This window comes from Micromonospora sp. SD19 (genome assembly GCF_054462275.1).
This window is the reverse complement of record NZ_JBTLMN010000001.1, coordinates 872,538-888,870: the sequence shown is the minus strand read 5'-3', so window position 1 is coordinate 888,870 and position 16,333 is coordinate 872,538. Positions and strand designations below refer to the sequence as shown.

Genomic DNA, 16,333 nt, shown 5'->3' with positions numbered 1-16,333 from the left:
GGTCATCCCTTCTCTGCGACGAGCACGCGGAACGGCAGGTCCGTCGGGTGGACGGTGGCCGGGCCGAAGCCCGCCGCGGCGAGGGCCCGGTTGTAGGCGGCGACGGAGTGCGACTCCCCTTCGAAGGTCCAGACCAACATCAGCACCGAGAAGAGGTACGGCGCCGGGTCCAGCGCCGGCGACTCGTCGCCGGTGGTGAAGCCGACGATGACCAGCCGGCCACCCTGCTTGACCACGGAACCGAGCCGTTTCACCAGCTCGTGCACCCGCTCCTCGGAGAAGTGGTGGGTGACGTTGGTGAGCAGCGCGACGTCGTAGGGGCCACCGAGATCGGTGGTGAACATGTCACCGGGCAGGAACGACGCCCGGTCGCGTACGCCGAGCCGCTCGGCGTTCTTCTCGGTCACGGCGAGCACGTTGGGCCAGTCCAGCGAGGTCACCGTCGCCTGCGGGTTGTGCTGCGCGAGCGTGTAACCGTAGACGCCGTGGCCGCAGGCGACGTCGAGGATGTCGAGCTCGGCGCGCTCCTTCGCCCACGGCGCGAGCGCCTCGGCCATCACCTCGGCGGTCGGCTGGGCGACCTTCGTCGCGTACGCGGCGAAGTCCTCCCAGTAGCTGTACTCCGGGGTTTCGGCGTGCACGTCCAGGACGGTGCCGCCCTCCCGTACGGCGGCACTGAGGTCGCGCAGCGCGTCCCACTCCCAGTCGCTCGACATCACCTTGACCATCCCGCCCAGGTAGTCGGGACGGGTGCTGACCAGGTGGTCGGCGGCCGCCGGGGTGAGCGAGAAGTGCTCGCCGGTCCGGTCGGTGAGCCGGATCGCGGTGAGCGCGTCGAGCAGGATGCGCGCGCCGCGCGGGTGGATGCCGAGCTTCGGGGCGAGCCCACCGGCCGTCGCCGGGCCCGCGGCCAGGGCGTCGAAGACGCCCAGCTCGACGCCGGTACGCAGCAGGCTCGTCTTCTTGTATGCCTGCATCATCTCGTTGATGTCGCGGCGGGTCAGCGTCACGTGATGCTCCCTGTCTCGGGGCTCCAGGTGTAGAAGGGCGTGGCCAACGAGTCCTGCAGCTCGGTCATGCTGTCCGGCGCGTAGCGCTGCAGGTAGGCCGAGAGGCGGCGGTTGACCTCCTGGAAGTCCGCGCGGGCACGGGCCGCGAGGAGCTTGTCGAAGACGTCGGTGTCCGCCTCGAGCAGGTGCATGTAGAGGTCCTGGTAGCGGAAGAGGGTGCGCCGCGAGATGCCGACGACGTGGGGCATGTCGCCCTTGTCGTGTTCGGCGAAGAGCTCGGCGACGGCGTCGGCGTGACCGGCGGCCATCCGCATGACCATGAGGGCGCGGTAGGACATCTGCTCACGCTCCCCGCAGGATCGTGGCCAGGGCGGCGGCCAGGGTCTGCGCCGCGTTGTCCACCGGGCCGGCGCTGCGCCAGGCGACGATGCCGTCGGGGCGTACCAGCAGCGCGCCGCCGGGGCCGACGCCACAGCTGGCGAGCCACGAGCCGTCGTCGGCGAGGTCGCCGTCGGGGCCGGCGGTCAGTGCCCGGATCGGGACGCCGGTCTGCGAGGCGACGGTCTCGGCCGCCGCGAGCCACGTGTCGTCGCCGGGTGCGGTGGCCAGCGTCCAGCCCTCGGTCAGCACGTCGATCGTGGAGACCCGGCTGCCGTGGTGGTCGACCCAGCCGTGCGGCGCGCGCGATCCGGGTTGGCCGGTGAAGCTCAGCTCGCGGGGCAGCAGCTCGGTGTCGGCGGGCGCGCCGACGATCGCGTTCGAGGTGTAGCGGTAGCCCATCGTCACGATGACGAAGTCCCGATAGGCGGCCTTGTCCTCGTCGGCGAGCTGCCCCCGGGTGCGGAACAGCATCCACGCCTGGTCGGCGGTGGCCGCGCCGACCGGACGACGCTCGGCCTCGTAGGAGTCGAGCAGGCTCTCGTCGGCGTGCCCCTGGAGCACCTCGGCGAGCTTCCACGCCAGGTTGTGCGCGTCCTGTATGCCGGCGTTGACGCCGAAGCCACCGGCCGGGGGATGCGCGTGACAGGCGTCGCCGGCGAGGAAGACCCGCCCCGACCGGTACGCGTCGGCGACCATGTGCCGCGCGTCCCAGGGCTGGGCCGACTCGACCTCCACCTCCAGCTCGGGGTCGCCGGCGGCGATCCGGGCCAGCTCGACGCAGCGCTCCGGCGTGAAGTCGGCCGGCGACTGCCCCCGCTCGGGGTAGTAGTTGACGCCGAACATCCACCGCCCCGGCTCGATGAAGAGCAGCAGGCCCTGGGCCAGCTGGTTCATCAGGTAGATCAGGGTGAACCGTGGTGCGGTGTCGGGCAGGTCGACCTTGGCGCGGAAGATGATGCTGACGAAGTTCCCGGCGACACCGTTGCTGCGGTTTCCGATCTGGAGCATGTCGCGGACGGGGCTCTTCACGCCGTCGGCCGCGACGACGTAACGCGCCCGGATCGTGCGGGTGGTGCCGTTGTCGTTGACTGTCGCTGTCACGCCGTCGGAGTCCTGGACCAGCCCGACCAGCTCGTTCTGGAAGCGGATCTCCGCGCCCGCTTCGACGGCGGCGTCGAAGAGCAGCGGCTCGTAGTGGTCCTGGCCGCACCAGATCGGCCAGCTCGGGGTGAACGCGTCGTAGTCGACGTCGTGGGCCTCCATGACGAACGACTTGTGGAGGTCGGCCAGCGACTGGGCGCCGAGCATGACCAGTGGCGTGGCGCGGCCGGCGCGGACGAGGTCGAGTTCGGCGCCCGGCCCGACGATCTTCATGCCGGCCTCCTGCACGGCCGGCTCCAGGCCGACGGTGCGGAAGATCTCCACCGTGCGGGCGTGCAGACCGGTCGCGCGGGGGATCGTCGACAGCCGGGGCCGACGTTCGACCAGGATCGGCCGGATCCCCTTACGGGCCAGGAAGAGCGCGGTCGACAGGCCGACCGGGCCACCGCCGACGATCAGGACGTCGGTGCTTCCGTCAGACATGAGCGTCCTCCGTGTAGACGACTTTGTAGAGGTGGCGTTCCGGCGTGGCGATCGCGCGTACCTCGCCGAAGTGCGGATGGACCTCGGGGTTCTGCAGCATCGCGGTGAAGTGCTCCTCGCTCTTCCACTGCGCGTAGTTGACGACCCGGGTGCCGTCGAGGCTGGCGTGGATGTTCGCCGACACGAACCCGTCCACCTTGGACATCACCGTGTCGGTCGCCTCGATCAGGATGTCGACGAGCTTCTGCTGGTTGGCCGGCTCGACGGTGAAGACGTTGACCATCGTCACGACCGGCTGGTCGATGCCGATGTGTGCCATTGCGGGCTTCCTTTCCTAGATCGGACGCGCTTCGAGCAGGGCCCAGCCGCGGGACGCGGGGGTGTTGACCAGCTCGAAACCGGACGCGGTGAACAGCGCCTGCCACTCGCGGAGGTCGCGCTCCTTGCCGCCGAAGAGCACCAGCATGTCGATGTCGATGATCTTGGCGTGGTCCCACTGGTTGCGGGGCGGCACGATCTGGTCGATCGCGATCAGGCGGGAGTCGGCGTCGCCGATCGCCGCCCGGATCCGACGCAGCAGCGTGACGCAGGTGTCGTCCGGCCAGTTGTGGACGATCGACTTCAGGATGTACGCGTCGGCACCGGCCGGCAGCTCGTCGGTGAAGAAGTCGCCGCCGCGCACCTCGACGCGCTCGGTGACCCCGAGCTCCTTGAGCAGCGGTTCGGCGTCGGCCACCACCTCGGGCAGGTCGAAGAGGACGCCGGTGCCCTCGGGGTGGCGCTGGAGCATCTTGGCCAGGAAGTAACCGTTGCTGCCACCGATGTCGGCGATCCGGCCGAACCGCTCGGGCGCCAACTCCGTCGCGAACCGGTCGGCGAGCCGCCGGCTCCAGTGGGCCATGAAGCCCTCGAAGAACCGGTTGGCCTCCGGGTGGGCCTGCAGGTAGTCGTAGAAGCCCATGCCGAAGACCTTGTTGAAGGCAGGCTCGCCGGTCCGGACACTGTGCAGGATCTCCGCGTACGGGAGGCGGTTGAAGTCGGCGCCGCTGAACTGCACCATCGGCCGCAGCCCGCCGATCCGGGCCGACGTCAGCCCCTCGCCGAGCGGCGTCAGCGCGAACGACCCGTCCTCCTGCTCGTCGAAGATGCCGACCGCCGCGGCGGCGCGGAGGATGCGGCGCAGCGCGTCCTCGTGTGACTCGGTCGCCGCCGCCAGTTGGGCGACCGGCACCGGCCCGTTCACGAGCAGGTCGGCGACGCCCAGCTCGGTGACCACATAGATCACGTTGGCGATCTGTTTGGCGCTTCCCAGCACCGCGATCTGCCGTTCACGCAGGTCAAGTGCCTGCTGCTCGTCCAAGTTGGCGACGGCGGCGAGGCTGGCGTCGGTCATCGTCCATTCCTTTCGTCGGTCACGACCATGGCCGCGTTGAACCCGCCGTAGCCCCTGGCGAGCACGAGCGCCGCGCGTACGGGTGTCTCCCGCGCGACGTCGCGTACCAGGTCGAGTCGCAGGCCCTCGGCCGGCTGGCGGATGTTGGTGGTGGGCGGGATGACGCCGTGTCGGATCGACAACAGCGCGGAGACCAGGTCGAGCGCCGCCCCGCCCGAGTAGAGCCGGCCGGTCATCGTCTTGGGCGCGGTCACCGGCACCCCTCGGGGGCCGAAGACGGCGCTGATCGCCTCGGCCTCGACACGGTCGAGCTCCGCGACCCCGGCGCCGTCGGCGAAGACGACGTCGATGTCGGCTGGCGTGAGACCGGCGTCGGACACTGCCATCTCGGCCGCCCGACGCAGACCCGACGGGCGGCCGGAGCCGGGCCGGGGGTCGAACGTCGCGCCGTACCCGGCGATCACCCCGTAGACGGCGGCTCCGCGCCGGGCCGCCGCGTCCGCGTCCTCCAGCACGAGGATCGCCCCGCCCTCGCCGGGCACGTAACCCGACGCGTTGGCATCGAACGGCAGGAACGCCGTGGCCGGATCCCGCCCGGTGCTGAGCAGGCCGTTGGCGAGCTGGGCCGTCCAACCCCACGGGCAGAGCGACGCGTCGACCCCACCGGTCATCACGAGCTGCACGCCCTTGCGCACCTGTCGCCGGGCCTGCGCCACCGCGTCGAGCCCACCCGCCTGCTCGGTGACGAGCACCCCGGTCGGCCCCCGCATCCCGTGACGGATCGAGATCTGACCGGTGTTGACGGCGTAGAACCAGGCGAACGACTGGTAGGCGCTGACGTGCTCGGAGCCCTTGCTCCAGAGCTTCTCCAGCTCACGGTGGCCGAACTCGAAACCACCCGACGCGCTGGCCGTGACCACACCCATGCCGAACTCGGGCAGCGCCGACGGGTCGACGGACGCGTCGGCCAGGGCCCACTGCGCCGCCGTCAGCGACAACCGGGTCATGTGATCGGTCTGCGCCATCAACCGGCTCGGGATGTGCTCGGCCGCCTCGTATCCGGGAACCTCGCCGGCCAGCTGCGCCGGGTAACCCGAGGGGTCGAAACGGCTGATCGGCCCGATGCCACCCACCCCGGCGACGGTGGCCGCCCAGAAGGCGTCGCGTCCCAACCCGTTGGGCGCGGCCACCCCGACTCCGGTGACGACAGTGGTCATGCCACACGCGCCAGGAGCATCGCGCTCTGGAAGCCGCCGAACCCGCTGCCCACGCTCAACACCACGTCGGTCTGCTGCTCGCGCGCGGTCAGCGGCACGTAGTCGAGGTCGCACTCCGGGTCGCGTTCGTGCAGGTTGGCTGTCGGCGGCACCACGCCGTGCTTGATCGCCAGGGCCGACGCCGCGATCTCGATGGAGCCGATCGCACCGAGCGAGTGGCCGATCATCGACTTGATCGAGCTGACCGGCGTGCGGTACGCGTGGTCGCCGAGGCTCCGTTTGAACGCCGCCGTCTCGTGCCGGTCGTTCTGCTTCGTACCCGAGCCGTGCGCGTTGATGTAGTCGACGGCGTCGCCGGACAGCCGGGCGTCGGCGAGCGCGACCCGGATCGCCTCGGCCATCTCCCGTCCGTCGGGTCGCAGGCCGGTCATGTGGAACGCGTTGGAGCGCGAGGCGAACCCGACCAGCTCGGCGTAGACCTGCGCACCCCGTCGGCGGGCGTGCTCCAGCTCTTCGAGGACGAACATCGCCGAACCCTCACCGAGCACGAAGCCGTCGCGGCTGTTGTCGAAGGGCCGCGACGCGTGCGTCGGGTCGTCGTTGCGGGCCGTGGTCGCCTTGATGGCGTCGAAACAGGCCACCGTGATCGGCGAGATCGGGGCGTCGGTCGCGCCGGCGATCATCACGTCGGCCGAGCCCTCTCGGATCAACTCCCGGGCGTGACCGACGGAGTCGAGACCGGACGTGCAGCCGGTGGAGATCACCGTCGCCGGACCTTCCGCGCCGACCGACCACGCCACCTCCCGGGCGAACGAGCTCGGCACCAGGTAGTCGTAGAGGTGCGGAGTGGCGTACCGGTGGTCGGTCAGCCATTTCCGGCCGCCGTCGCTGACCACGACGTACTCCTCTTCGAGGCTCATCGTGGCCCCGACCGCCGTGCCGACGCTGACCCCGACCCGGGTCGGGTCGGCGGCCTCGAAGCCGCTGTCGGCGAGCGCCTCGCGGGTGCAGACCACTGCCATCTGGGCGGCCCGGTCCATCCGGCGGACCTCCTGCGGCGACAGGCCCTCGGCGACCGGGTCGAAGTCGGCCTCCGCGGCCACCCGCGACCGGAACGGGGTCGCATCGAAGAACGACAGGGTACGGGTGGCCGTACGGCCAGCGGTCAACAGTTCCCAGAACGCCTTGGTGCCCAGTCCGCCGGGGGCGATGACGCCTGTCCCGGTGATGACCACCCGACGGTCGGATGTGCTCGTCATGGAAGACCTCCTGGCCGCGATGTCCGTGTGAAAGCTAGGGACGGCCGGTCGAACGGCGCTGGAGCGTCGGTCGAGGGCCTGTCACGAGGCCCTGGCGAGCCCCGGGCGCAGTGGCCCGCCGGCGGCCAACACCTCCCGCTGGAGCCGCTGGAGGTCAGGCGAAGGGTCCAGGCCCAACTCCTCACTGAGCACCCGGCGCAGGTGGTGGTACGCCTGCAACGCCTCGCCACGGCGTCCGGACCGGCTGAGCGCCACGATGAGCTGGCGGTGGAACCACTCGTTGAGCGGGTACGTGCCCACCAGATAGCGCAGCTCGCCGATCAGCTCGCGGTGCCGGCCGAGCGTGATGTCGGCCTGGATGCGCAGCTCCAACGCCCGGATCCACTGCTCCTGCAGGTGGATCGCGTGCGCCTCAAGCGCCGGCCCGAACGTCACGTTGGCGCCCACCGGCCCCGTCCACATGGCCAGCGCCCGCCGCAGCACCTCGGCGCCCTCCTCGGGGCGGTCCGACTCGATGTGCGTACGGCCCTGGTCGAGCAACGTCTCGAACACCTCGGCGTCGAGTTGACCCGGCTCCACCCGCAACAGGTAGCCGCGGGCGCGGCTCTCCAGCACGGTCCGGTCCGGGGTCTCTATGCCCTCTTTCGCGAAGAGCTTGCGCAGGTGGTAGATGTAGGTCTGCACAGTGGTGACAGCGCTCCGCGCCGGATCGTCACCCCACAGCTCCCGGATGATCGAGTCGACCAGCACGACCCGGTTGGCCCGCATCACCAGTAGCGCCAACACGGTCCGCACCTTCGGCGGCGTCGGCGTGCAGATCCGGCCCTCGTGGATCACTTCCAGCGACCCGAGGATCTCGTACCTGACCACAGTGGTTCCCCCATTTCGCAGAGCACTCGTCGAGACGCTCTCAAGCTATGGAGGTGGCGGAGTGGGTCGGAACGACCGCGGGTAGCGACATCGCGGGTTCTTCCGAGGATCGATGCGTGTCGAAAGTTGTACGGCGGATACCCCTTTGATCGCTCGATGCTTCCTCCAGGCAACCTCCACCGCAGGAGGGAAGACTCGCCGGGCCCGCACGCTCCCTGGGTTAGGAGTCACACATGTCGCGCCGCCTCTTCACCTCCGAGTCGGTCACCGAAGGTCACCCCGACAAGATCGCCGATCAGATCAGCGACGGCATCCTCGACGCGCTACTGGCGCAGGACCCGCACAGCCGGGTCGCCGTCGAGAGCCTGATCACCACCGGTCAGGTCCACGTCGCGGGCGAGGTCACCACGCAGGCCTACGCCGACATCCCGCGCATCGTGCGGGAAACCGTCCTGGGTATCGGCTACGACTCGTCGAAGAAGGGCTTCGACGGCGGCTCCTGCGGCGTCAGCATCTCGATCGGCGCCCAGTCCCCCGACATCGCGCAGGGCGTCGACACGGCGATCGAGCTGCGCGACGGCTCGTCCGGCGGCGGGCTCGACGCCCAGGGCGCCGGCGACCAGGGCATGATGTTCGGCTTCGCCTGCTCGGAGACGCCGGAGCTGATGCCGCTGCCGATCGCGCTGGCCCACCGGCTGGCCCGTCGCCTGGCCGCCGTCCGCAAGGACGGGACGGTGCCCTACCTGCGGCCCGACGGCAAGACCCAGGTCACCGTCGAGTACGACGGCCTGCGCCCGGTACGGCTCGACACCATCGTCGTCTCCACGCAGCACGCGGCCCACATCTCCCTCGACGAACTGCTCACCCCCGACATCCGCGACCACGTGATCACGCCGGAGTTGGAGGCGCTCGACCTCGACACCGAGGGCTACCGGCTGCTCGTCAACCCCACCGGCCGGTTCGAGATCGGTGGCCCGATGGGCGACGCGGGCCTGACCGGACGAAAGATCATCGTCGACACCTACGGCGGGTACGCCCGCCACGGTGGCGGCGCGTTCTCGGGGAAGGACCCGTCGAAGGTCGACCGGTCGGCGGCGTACGCGATGCGGTGGGTGGCGAAGAACGTGGTCGCCGCGGGCCTGGCGGAACGGTGTGAGGCGCAGGTGGCCTACGCGATCGGCAAGGCCCACCCGGTGAGCCTGTTCGTGGAGACGTTCGGTACGGAGACGGTGCCGCTCGACCGGATCGAGAAGGCGATCGGTGAGGTCTTCGACCTGCGCCCCGCGGCGATCATCCGGGACCTGGACCTGCTCCGCCCGATCTACCAACAGACGGCGGCCTACGGTCACTTCGGCCGGGAACTCCCGGACCTGACCTGGGAACGCACGGACCGCGCCGCGGACCTCAAGGCCGCCTGTTGAGGGATTTCCCCGGTCACTAGCGCGACGGCCGACGAGGGCGTGGCACCAACCGGTCGTGTGGCAGCGTCACCAGTGACGCTGCCACCGCCTTGTTGACCGCGTCGATGCGGGAGACCGCGCCCAGCTTGGCGAAGATGCGACGCAGGTGGCTCTTCACAGTGGCCTCGGTCAGGTCGAGCCGGCGCGCGATCTGGGCGTTGGTCATCGCCTCGGCCGCGAGTTGGAGGATCTCCAACTCGACGGCGGACAGCATGGCGGACTCCGCGCTCTGCACCTGCACCAGGCTCTGGCCGGAGACCGAGAGCAGCACCGAGCCGCTGCGGTCCCGCGCCTTGTGGATCGCGGCCACCAGCTCCTCACGACCCACGCTCTTGAGCAGGTAGGCGCGCACCCCGGCGGCGATCAGACGGCGCAGCAGGTCGGGGCTGTCGTACATGCTGAGGATGACGACGGCGCTGTCGGGCGACACCTCCCGGATGCGGCGCACCGTGACCACCGGGTCGTCACCGGGGATCTCCACGTCGAGCAACACCACGTCGGGGCGCTCGGACGCCGCCTTGGCGACCGCGGTGGCGGAGTCGCCCGCCTCGTCGACCACGTCGAGGTCGGCGTGGACCTCGAGCACCCAGCGCAACCCCTCGCGGACGAGAGCATGGTCGTCGACTATCAGGATGGTGGTGGCGCCGGTGGGAGACCCGTCGTCGGACCGCGTCAACCTAACCCCCAGACCCCGTCCCCCGCCGCCAACGTGCCCATGATGTCGCACCGTATCGCGGGCGTGTGACGCCGCAGCTATCGTGGCGCCCTCCCGACACGAAGAACGCCACGATCGCCGCGCGACTCTGTCAGTCTCGGATGGACAGACGGACCAACTCACCGATGCCGAGGCCCTTGTTGGCGATGTAGAAGCTGCCGTCGCCGGCGATGGCGAACGACATCGGGGAGTCGAGACCGGCGCTCGCCAACTCCCGGTGGCTACCGTCGCGCTCCACCCGGATCAACGCACCGGTGGAGTCTCCCGAGCTGAGCCCGTTCTTCGCGATCTCCAGCACGACCAGCCGGCCCCGCTTGTCGAACGCGAGATCGATGATGTTGGTGAAGCCGGTCGCGTAGATCGTCGGCTCCTGCCCCGGCGCCAGACGCCACACCCGCGCGCCGCCGTTCGGGAACGGGTGCCCGGTCAACTGTCCGATGTAGAGCGCGCCGTCCGGCCCCTTGGCGATGGTCACCGGCACGAACTGGATCGGCGTCGTCGAGCCGGGCGGCAGACCCCACTCCGGCGGCGCCGGAACCTGCTCCTGCGGCCAGACGTGTTCGGTGGTGACCACGCCGCGCCTGTCGATCCGGAGCACGTCGTTGGCGGCCGCGTCGAGCGCGTAGATGTCACGCCCGTCGGCGACGACGGCGTAGGGCTGGCTCTCCGGGATGACGCCGTCGGGGTTGTGCTGCCCCTCGTAGGCGGAGAGGTCGCCGAGGACCGACCAGCGGTGCTTCCCCTCCACCCGCAGGATCGTTCCCATCGCGGCTCCGGCCGCACCGAGCAGGTCGCGCGAGACCGGGTCGGTGCTGTAGCCCATCGCCACCAGCAGTTTGCCCTGCCGATCGAAGGCCAGGTCGTGCGCCCCGTAGACGGAGAAGCCGGCGCCGGTGCTGCGCAGCGACGGCAGGCCCGTCACGACCCGCTTCTGCCAGCCGTGACGGACCGCCGTGATCGCACCGGTCGAGCCGTAGCAGAGGGTGGTGCCGAACGTGCCGGGGATGCAGACGTCGTCGCCGCCGAGGCCGGCCTCGGCGACGAGGACGGTGCCGGCGCGGTCGATGGCGACACCGCGGGGGTTGTCGAGGTTGCGGGCGACAACTGTCAGTCGCCCGGTGGTCGAGGTGGCCGCTGTGGCGGGCGCGGCAATGCCGGCCACCAGTACCAGCGGCACGGCCAGCGACAGCGTTCGTCGCATCGCGTCGAGCATGGGTTCTCCTCAGCAAGAGGGGTTCGGATGCGTTCGACGCTGCCGGCGTTGCCTCGAGGCCCGGTGGAGGGAGGCTCGACAGGCCCGCCTACTCGGGCTGATTCGGGGTGCCACGCCCCAGCTCGTAGGGGGAGTTCACGCCCTCGTAGGCGAGGTGCATGACCATGCCGTTGGCCGCGTGGTCGAGGTTGTGGCAGTGGTCCATCCAGAGCCCCGGATTGTCCGCCTTGAAGCCGATCTCGTAGATCTCACCGGGGATGATGTCGAGACTGTCGATCCACCACGGCGACCCGGTCGCGGCGACCCCGTTGCGGGACAACACCAACGCGTGATGGCCGTGCAGGTGCATCGGATGGTTCTGGTGGCTGCGGTTGACGATCCGCACCTTGACCACGTCGCCCATCCGGACCATCAGCGTCGGCGTGTGCGGGAAGCTGTGCCCGTTGATGATCGGCACGAGGTGGAGGCCGCCGTTGTAGAAGGACAACCGGTCGTCGAGGAGCTGGGTGAACGAGCGGTCGTACGACGAGCCCGTGTCGAAGGGCCGCGAGCCGCCGGAGCCGTACGAGAGCGGGTCGAACAGGTCGCCGTCGTCGACGATCTTCGGCGTCGAGGTGTCACCGGGAGGCGCCAGGACCAGCCCGGCGTCGCGGTTGGCGAGGTCGGTCAGCCGCACCGCGCCCGCCGGCATCGTGAAGGTCACGTCGTAGCGTCCACCGGTCGCCAACCCGAATCTCGGGTTGGTCAGCGGGGTCGGACCGTTGACGTCGACACCGTCGATCGCGGCGACCCGCACCGGCGCGCCGTTGACCGTCAACGACCGTGGGCGGCTGTCGGTCGACGGGTTGTTGTCGGTGTTGATCAGGCGCAGTCGCACCGGTGTGCCCGGCGCGATCTCCTGCCGTTGCACTGTGTCGCTGGTGCCGAACGAGACGATGTTGTCGTCCGGCGTACGCCACTCGTGTGCCATCACCACGACGTCGCGCTCGCCCGGCGGTGGGCCGTCGCGCGGCTCGACGATCAGCGCGCCGAACAGTCCTCTCCGGATCGCCTCAAGGGGGTTCTGGTGGGTGTGGTACCAGAACGTGCCGACCTGCTCGGCGAGGAACCGGTAGGTGAAGGTGCCGCCCGGCTCCACCGCGTTCTGCGTCGCGCCGGCGACGCCGTCCTCACCGTTGGGCACGTCGAGCCCGTGCCAGTGGATGGTCACGTTCTCGTCGGGAATCTCGTTGTGCAGCGTCACCTCGACCAGGTCGCCCTCACGGACCCGCAGCTCCGGCCCGGGCGACTGCCCGTTGTACGTCAGGGCGTCGATCTCGGTGCCCGACGACAGCCGTACCGTGGCGTTCTTCGCGGTCAGGGTGAAGGCCTTGTTGGGCTTGCCGGTCCGCGGCCCCCGCAGGTCGTCGACGGAGACCCCGCCGTGACCGCCGTGACCGAACGACGGGCCACCGCCGTAGTCGACGTTGTCGTGGGATATCATGCTCATGCGGTCGGGCAGCCTGCTGCTCTGCGCCACGTAGGTGATGCCGGCGGCCACGACGAGCACCACGACGGCGGCCTGCGCGGTGGCACGCAGGGCGCCGGCCCGCCGGCCACGGCGCGCGAAGTCGGTGGCGGTGACGACCCGCAGACGGTGCCCCTGCCAGAGCCACAGCACCACCACCGACAACAGGATCGGCGCCGCGTGGGTCGCGATGTCGTCGAGGTAGGAGGGGACCGGACGGGACACGTACGCGAAGTAGACGCCAACGACAGTCGCCACGGCCGTCACCTGGACCGGCACCACGAATCTGGGGTTGGCGACGGCGGCGCGCGTCTCGGCGTCGATCGGTGCGTCGTCGCGGTTGGCCAGGGCGCGCAGGCCCGGCACGGTCCACACGGCGACGGCAAGCATCGGCAGCAGCAGGAGCGGCATCTGCACGATCACCCGGTTGTCCGCGAAGATCCAGTCCACGGCGAGCATCAGCCCGATCGCGACGCACTTGAGGACCAGCACCACCAGGGCGGCGACGAGCAGGCGCAGCAGCCGACGGGCGCTGGTCCGCAGCGCCGCGGGCGTCGGCCGCCAGGCCAACCGCGTGGCGAGGATCGCCGCGGGCAGCCAGATCAGGAACAGGACCCCGGCCAGGATCCCGTCGGCGTTCTCTCCGACCTCAAACATGACGCCAACATACGGAGCGGGCGGACCACCCGACATCCGTTGACGAACGGCCGGGGGGTACGGCGATCACCGTAGCCGCAAGCCGCTGCGAAACAGCTGCCGTAGTCAGCTAGCTGCCCGGCGCGACGAGCCCGGTCTGGTAGGCGAGCACGACGAGTTGCGCCCGGTCGCGGACGCGGAGCTTCACCATGGCCCGGTGCACATGGGTACGGGCCGTGGCGGGGCTCATCGACAGCCGGCGCCCGATCTCCTCGTTCGTCAGCCCACTGGCCACCAGGCTCATCACCTCGCGCTCGCGGTCGGTCAACACCCCCAGCCGGCCACCGTCGACCGGCGCCGGGGCGACCTTGCTGACGAACGCGCTCACCAGCCGGCTCGTCACCCGCGGCGAGATCAGCATGTCGCCGCCAGCCACCACCCGGACCGCCTGACGCAGCTCGTCGGGCTCGATGTCCTTGAGCAGGAACCCGCTCGCGCCGGCCCGCAGCGCCTCGAAGACGTACTCGTCGAGCTCGAAGGTGGTCAGGACGATGACCCGCACGGCCGGAAACCGCTCGACGATCGCGGCCGTGGCCTTCACCCCGTCGAGCACGGGCATCCGCACGTCCATCAGCACGATGTCGGGCCGGGTCGCGGCGACCATCTCGACGGCCTGGGCACCGTTGGACGCCTCACCGACCACCTCCAGGTCGTCGCTGTGGTCGAGCAGGCCCCGGAAGCCGGCCCGCACGAGCGTCTGGTCGTCCGCCAGCACCATCCGGATCGTCACGCTGTCTCCTCCACCTCGACCGGCAGCCGCGCTGCCACTCGGAACCCCCCGCCCTCCGGCCGGGGGCCGGCGTCGAGGGATCCGCCCGCGGCCGTGGCCCGTTCCCGCATGCCGGCCACCCCGTGCCCCCGCCGGCTCGCCGCGGCCCCGACCCCGTCGTCGACGACCTCGACCGTAACGGCGTCACCGGCGTAGGTGATGGTGACGTCGACAGTGGTCGCCTCGGCGTGCTTGACCGTGTTGGTGATCGACTCCTGCACGATCCGGTAGACCGAGAGCGCCACCTCCGGCGGGATGGGGCGCGGGATGCCGGCGACCCCCGAGCGCACCTTCACGCCGGCCTGCTCGGCGACCGCGAAGACGCGGGCCAGATCGGGCACCTCCCCGGCGTCGCGGAGCATGCCGATCGCCGAGCGGACCTCGTGCATCGCGTCGCGCGCCGCGCCCCGGATGCTCCGCAGCGCGGCCCGCGCCTCGGCCGGCTTGCTGTCGAAGATGTCGTCGGCGAGGCTCGCCTGCACGCTGATCGCGGCGATCGTGTGGCCGAGCACGTCGTGGACCTCGCGGGCGATGCGGAGCCGCTCCTGGGCCACCTCGTGCTGACGCTCCTGGCGCATCACGGCGAGGCGCTGCTGTGCCTCGGCCAGCCGGATCCGGCGGGTGCGGATCGTCTCGGCGAGCAGCACCACGGCCGCGAGCAGCGAGCCCTCTTCGAGGGTCGCCGACAGGGCGGGGAAGAAGCCCTCGCCGAGCAGCGTGTAACGCATGATCAGCTCAAGGACGACGAAGAACCCGGCGACGACGAGCGCCCAGGTGAACCGGCCGGCGGCCGCGACGGAGAAGAGGGCGGCGGCCAGCGGGAGGGCGGGGGGGATGCCCGGGTACTCGAGCGCGTAGTAGATCATCAGTGCGGTGACCGAGCCGACGAGCACCAGCAGCGGCCAGCGGCGCCGGAAGACCAGCAGCAGCCCGATCACCGCGCCGATCGCGTAGGCGCGGGCGTCCGGCGGCCGGGCGCCGGGCTCGTCGGCGACGCGGATCGCCACCGCCACGACGGCCGCGACGACGACCGCGATGAGGGCATCGATCGCGATCCGTCGGATGGCCGGGGTCATGTCCGCAACGGTACGACGCGCGCACGGTCCGTTAACGCGGGCCCCTTCCTAACCGGAATCCGTCAGCAAGGGGCCCGTGCCCCTTCAGCCGCGACGGAGGGTCAACAGGGTCTGCCCGGTGGGGATCACCGTGCTGCCGTCCACCCGGAGCCCGGCCTTCTCGCCCAGTTCGGCGTACTCGCGCCAGGTCCTCGCCTTGCCGGCCATCAGCGAGAGCAGGCGCAGGTCCATCTGGGTGATGAACATCAGCCGGGCCGGGTCCTCGGGGAAGTTGTCGTTCTCGTCCTTCACCAGGATCTGCACGATCAGCACCTTCCCGCTCGTGCCGATCGCGTCCGCCGCCCGCTGGAGGATCTTCTCGGCGGCGCTGTCGTTCCAGTCGTGCAGCACGTTCGACAGGATGTAGATGTCGGCGCCGGCCGGGAGCGGGTCGAAGATGCTCCCGCTGACCACCTCCGCGCGGTCGGCGATGCCCGCCGCCTCGAACCGGGCCCGGCCCTGCTCGACGACGCCCGGCAGGTCGACCACGGTGCCGCGCAGGTGCGGTTGGGCCTTGAGGATCTCGGTGAGCAGGGCGCCGGTGCCGCCGCCGACGTCGACGACGTGGTTGACGGTGCTCCAGTCGTAGCCCTGGACGACCTGGTCGAAGTAGCTCGCGTGGGTGGCCATCAGCGCGCCGAACGACGTGGCCCGGTCGGGGTTGGTGGCCAGGTCGTCCCAGAACTCGATGCCGTAACGCACCGGGTACGCCGCGTCGCCGGTGCGGATCGAGTGGGTCAGCGAGCTGAACGTGCCCTCGATCCGACCGGCCATCGAGTCGACGTCGAGCCAGGGGCGCTGGGCGGCGGGGTGGTCGGTCTTGAGGAACTCGGCCGCTTCCGTCAGGGCGTACACCCGGGGTTCGGTCTCCTTGAAGACGCCGCGCACGGAGAGGTAGCGCAGCAGCCGGTGCAGCGCGTCGGGGTTGGCCTTCGTCGCCGCGGCGAGCTCGTCGAGCGTGGTGGTGCCCGCGGCGATCAGGTCGGCGAGGCCGAGCGTCGCCGCGGCCCGCACTGCCCACGGCGTGATCGTGTCGGTCAGCGAGTAGAGATTGACCCGATTTTCCGTCATGGCGGCGAGCTTCGACGACGGCGCTCGAGACCGGCTCGAAACCACGTCGATCGACCCGTTCTCCAGTCAGGTT

The 16,333-nt window shown here is 70.5% G+C and carries 15 protein-coding genes; 1 reads left to right on the top strand and 14 read right to left on the bottom strand.

Annotated elements, in window-relative coordinates:
- Nucleotides 1-2: 2 nt before the first annotated feature.
- The 8 genes from ACX27O_RS04095 to ACX27O_RS04060 form a co-directional block, all read right to left on the bottom strand.
- The gene (locus tag ACX27O_RS04095) at nt 3-1,010 is read right to left on the bottom strand and encodes a class I SAM-dependent methyltransferase (RefSeq protein WP_458938965.1); all 1,008 of its coding nucleotides are present in this window, start codon (nt 1,008-1,010) and stop codon (nt 3-5) included.
- The gene (locus tag ACX27O_RS04090; RefSeq protein ID WP_458938964.1) at nt 1,007-1,348 is read right to left on the bottom strand and encodes a TcmI family type II polyketide cyclase; all 342 of its coding nucleotides are present in this window, start codon (nt 1,346-1,348) and stop codon (nt 1,007-1,009) included. Before ACX27O_RS04090 ends, ACX27O_RS04095 begins: the two co-directional genes overlap by 4 nt.
- Before the next feature lie 4 nt (nt 1,349-1,352).
- Entirely contained in the window at nt 1,353-2,975 is a 1,623-nt protein-coding gene (locus ACX27O_RS04085) for an FAD-dependent oxidoreductase (protein WP_458938963.1), read from the bottom strand.
- Entirely contained in the window at nt 2,968-3,294 is a 327-nt protein-coding gene (locus ACX27O_RS04080) for an antibiotic biosynthesis monooxygenase family protein (RefSeq protein WP_030329365.1), read from the bottom strand. The genes ACX27O_RS04085 and ACX27O_RS04080 overlap by 8 nt, the downstream gene beginning before the upstream one ends.
- A 15-nt stretch (nt 3,295-3,309) precedes the next feature.
- Nucleotides 3,310-4,368: a methyltransferase gene (locus tag ACX27O_RS04075; RefSeq protein ID WP_210857528.1), complete on the bottom strand. Its 1,059-nt coding sequence runs from the start codon at nt 4,366-4,368 to the stop codon at nt 3,310-3,312.
- Nucleotides 4,365-5,585: a ketosynthase chain-length factor gene (locus tag ACX27O_RS04070; protein ID WP_210857527.1), complete on the bottom strand. Its 1,221-nt coding sequence runs from the start codon at nt 5,583-5,585 to the stop codon at nt 4,365-4,367. The genes ACX27O_RS04075 and ACX27O_RS04070 overlap by 4 nt, the downstream gene beginning before the upstream one ends.
- Entirely contained in the window at nt 5,582-6,844 is a 1,263-nt protein-coding gene (locus ACX27O_RS04065) for a beta-ketoacyl-[acyl-carrier-protein] synthase family protein (RefSeq protein WP_210866528.1), read from the bottom strand. The genes ACX27O_RS04070 and ACX27O_RS04065 overlap by 4 nt, the downstream gene beginning before the upstream one ends.
- 81 nt (nt 6,845-6,925) lie before the next feature.
- Nucleotides 6,926-7,714, bottom strand: coding sequence for an AfsR/SARP family transcriptional regulator (locus tag ACX27O_RS04060; RefSeq protein ID WP_051708209.1), 789 nt, complete (start codon nt 7,712-7,714; stop codon nt 6,926-6,928).
- 233 nt (nt 7,715-7,947) lie between these two features.
- On the opposite strand from ACX27O_RS04060, the gene metK reads away from it, so the two are divergent.
- Complete coding sequence (gene metK / locus ACX27O_RS04055; protein ID WP_030329373.1) at nt 7,948-9,135, top strand: methionine adenosyltransferase; 1,188 nt, start codon at nt 7,948-7,950, stop codon at nt 9,133-9,135.
- 16 nt (nt 9,136-9,151) lie between these two features.
- Here metK and ACX27O_RS04050 read toward each other — a convergent pair whose 3' ends face one another.
- From ACX27O_RS04050 to ACX27O_RS04025, 6 genes are all read right to left on the bottom strand, one after another.
- On the bottom strand, nt 9,152-9,850 hold the full coding sequence (locus tag ACX27O_RS04050; protein WP_051708210.1) for a response regulator: 699 nt from the start codon (nt 9,848-9,850) through the stop codon (nt 9,152-9,154).
- A gap of 130 nt (nt 9,851-9,980) precedes the next feature.
- Nucleotides 9,981-11,102, bottom strand: a complete 1,122-nt coding sequence (locus ACX27O_RS04045; protein WP_458938962.1) for a ScyD/ScyE family protein — start codon at nt 11,100-11,102, stop codon at nt 9,981-9,983.
- Nucleotides 11,103-11,190: 88 nt separating this feature from the next.
- Complete coding sequence (locus ACX27O_RS04040) at nt 11,191-13,266, bottom strand: multicopper oxidase family protein (RefSeq protein ID WP_458938961.1); 2,076 nt, start codon at nt 13,264-13,266, stop codon at nt 11,191-11,193.
- Nucleotides 13,267-13,375: 109 nt separating this feature from the next.
- A complete protein-coding gene (locus ACX27O_RS04035) occupies nt 13,376-14,035 on the bottom strand; it encodes a response regulator transcription factor (RefSeq protein ID WP_358124503.1) in 660 nt (219 codons plus the stop codon).
- On the bottom strand, nt 14,032-15,150 hold the full coding sequence (locus ACX27O_RS04030) for a sensor histidine kinase (protein ID WP_030329382.1): 1,119 nt from the start codon (nt 15,148-15,150) through the stop codon (nt 14,032-14,034). Before ACX27O_RS04030 ends, ACX27O_RS04035 begins: the two co-directional genes overlap by 4 nt.
- 84 nt (nt 15,151-15,234) lie before the next feature.
- Entirely contained in the window at nt 15,235-16,260 is a 1,026-nt protein-coding gene (locus ACX27O_RS04025) for a methyltransferase (protein ID WP_458938960.1), read from the bottom strand.
- Nucleotides 16,261-16,333: the final 73 nt, after the last annotated feature.